The 2,427-nt window shown below is 58.4% G+C and carries 3 protein-coding genes; 2 read left to right on the top strand and 1 reads right to left on the bottom strand.

The features are described from left to right. Positions 1-258: hypothetical protein (locus U5782_RS41110; protein WP_322049599.1), on the bottom strand; the 258-nt coding region annotated here is incomplete at its 3' end. Positions 259-337: 79 nt separating this feature from the next. On the opposite strand from U5782_RS41110, the gene U5782_RS41105 reads away from it, so the two are divergent. Both U5782_RS41105 and U5782_RS41100 read left to right on the top strand, forming a co-directional pair. Then, the gene (locus tag U5782_RS41105) at positions 338-1,717 is read left to right on the top strand and encodes an aspartate aminotransferase family protein (RefSeq protein WP_322049598.1); all 1,380 of its coding nucleotides are present in this window, start codon (positions 338-340) and stop codon (positions 1,715-1,717) included. Between the two features lie 108 nt (positions 1,718-1,825). Further along, positions 1,826-2,338 (top strand): Lrp/AsnC family transcriptional regulator, encoded by a 513-nt coding sequence (locus U5782_RS41100; protein WP_322049600.1) that lies wholly within the window; start codon positions 1,826-1,828, stop codon positions 2,336-2,338. Positions 2,339-2,427 lie beyond the last annotated feature (89 nt).

Below are 2,427 nucleotides of genomic sequence, written 5' to 3'. Positions count from 1 at the left end.
GAATTTTTTGGCCGCCGCCTCCACCACGCGCACGCCTTCCGGCATCACTTCCAGGCCGATGCCGTCGCCAGCAATGGCCGCAATCCTGAACACCTTGCTCATCGTCTTGAGTCCCTGTACGTAAGAGAGAAAATCATTCGAATCTCGCGGCATTGTAGACGCGAAATTGCGAACCACGAAGCCATCCGGAGCGCCAAAAAATACTCGGCAGAAAATACCGAAAACGCCTGGAAAAGAGCACGGCGCTGCTGTTTTCAAGGCGTTTTCCCGGCACGCCGATAAACGCCTGCCGCTAAGATCGAGCGATCGTCATCTCACTCATTGGAGGCGCTTCCCCATGTCCCACTCGTCGCTCATCGAAGCCGATCGCAAGCATCTGATTCACCCCGTCATCAACTACCGCGCCCACGAAGCGCGCGGGACGACCGTGCTCGAATCGGGGTACGGTGCGTATCTACGCGATATCGACGGCAACGAACTGCTCGACGCGTTCTCGGGCCTCTGGTGCGTGAATGTCGGCTATGGCCAGCAGAGCATCGTGGAAGCCGCCACGCGCCAGATGACGCGTTTGCCTTACGCGACCACGTACTTCCACTTCTCGTCGGAACCGGCGATCGAACTGGCGCAAAAGCTCATCGATCTGACGCCTGCGTCGCTTCAGCACGTCTATTTCACGCTGGGCGGCTCGGATGCCGTCGATTCGGCGATCCGCTTCATCACGCATTATTTCAACGCCACCGGCCGCCCGAACAAAAAGCAGATGATCGCGCTCGAACGCGGCTATCACGGCTCGTCGTCGGTGGGTGCTGGCCTGACTGCGCTGCCCGCATTTCATCGCCATTTCGACCTGCCGCTGCCGCACCAGCACCACCTGCCCTCGCCCTACGCCTATCGCCGCGAAGACGGCGCGGACGACGCCGCGCTCATTGCTGCCTCGGTCGCGTCACTTGAAGCGAAGGTCGCGCAACTCGGCGCGGATAACGTGGCCGCATTCTTCTGCGAACCTATTCAAGGTTCAGGCGGCGTGATCGTGCCGCCGCGCGGCTGGCTCAAGGCGATGCGCGACGCGTGCCGCCGACTCGATGTCCTGTTTGTCGCCGATGAAGTCATCACGGGATTTGGCCGCACGGGCCCCCTGTTCGCATGCGAAGCCGAAGATGTCGAACCCGATCTGATGACAGTTGCCAAGGGCCTCACCTCGGGCTATGCGCCGATGGGCGCTGTGCTGATGTCCGATGCTGTCTATCAAGGCATTGCAGGCGACACGAGCGATACGGCGATCGTGGGCCACGGTCAGACCTATTCGGCGCATCCCGTGAGCGCTGCGATCGGGCTCGAAGTGCTGCGGCTCTATCATGAAGGCGGACTGCTTGCGAATGCACAGGCGCTTGCGCCGCGCTTTGCGGTCGGGCTCGATGGGCTGCTCGACCATCCGCTGGTGGGCGATTCGCGGCATCGCGGTCTTTTGGGGGCGCTCGAGCTCGTAGCGAACAAGAGCACGCGGGCGCGTTTTGATCCTTCGCTCAAGCTCTCCGATCGTATCGCGGCTGCGGCTTACCGCAATCGCCTCGTGTTTCGTGCGTTCGGCGACAATATTCTTGGCTTCGCGCCGGCGCTTTGTTATGGCGAAGTGGAGTTCGAGCAGCTTTTCTCGCGGCTCAAGCGTACGCTCGATGAGGTGCTTGAAGAGCGCGAGGTGCGTGCTGCGCTGGCCTGATTTGCCGGATTGCGCGTGATTTTAAAATGGCGCGCGTGATAACATCGGATTGCTTCCCGCCGCGAGATTCGCCCCGGATCTTGCGGCTTTTTTATGGGTGATCCGATCATGATGCTCCACGGCGACAGCAAACTCGACCGCATCGACTTGCGTATTCTTTCTCAACTTCAGAAGAAGGGGCGCATGACGAATGTCGAACTGGCCGAAGCCGTTGGGCTCTCTCCTAGTCCCTGTCTTACTCGTGTAAAGCGGCTCGAGAAAGCCGGGTATATCGCGGGATATGGGGCGCAGATTCAAATCGAAAAGCTCGGCGACGTGCAGATCGTTTTTACCGAAGTTACGCTCGCCGATCATCGGCGTGAAGACTTTTTGAAGTTCGAGACGGCTATTCGACCTGTCGATGAGATCGTTGAATGTCATCTCGCTAGTGGCGGGTATGACTATTTGCTCAAGTTCGTCACTCGGAGTGTGCATCACTATCAGAGTGTGATCGAAGGGTTGCTTGAGCGGGATATCGGGATCGAGCGTTACTTCAGTTACGTGATCATGCGGACGCCGTTTGTCAAGAATGGGTGGCCCATTGAGGCGCTTTTTAATTCTCGAAGTGATTCGGGGGGTTGACGGTTTTTTTTGTTTCTTCTTTTGTTTTGGCATTTCCTTGTTTTCTTTTCGGTCTATTAGCGTTGCCCCTGTGCGGGGCGGCACCTACT

Source organism: Paraburkholderia sp. J67 (genome assembly GCF_905220265.1).
Taxonomy (GTDB): domain Bacteria; phylum Pseudomonadota; class Gammaproteobacteria; order Burkholderiales; family Burkholderiaceae; genus Paraburkholderia.
Note: the sequence above shows the minus strand (reverse complement) of the source record. Positions and strands in the feature narration are given on the sequence as shown.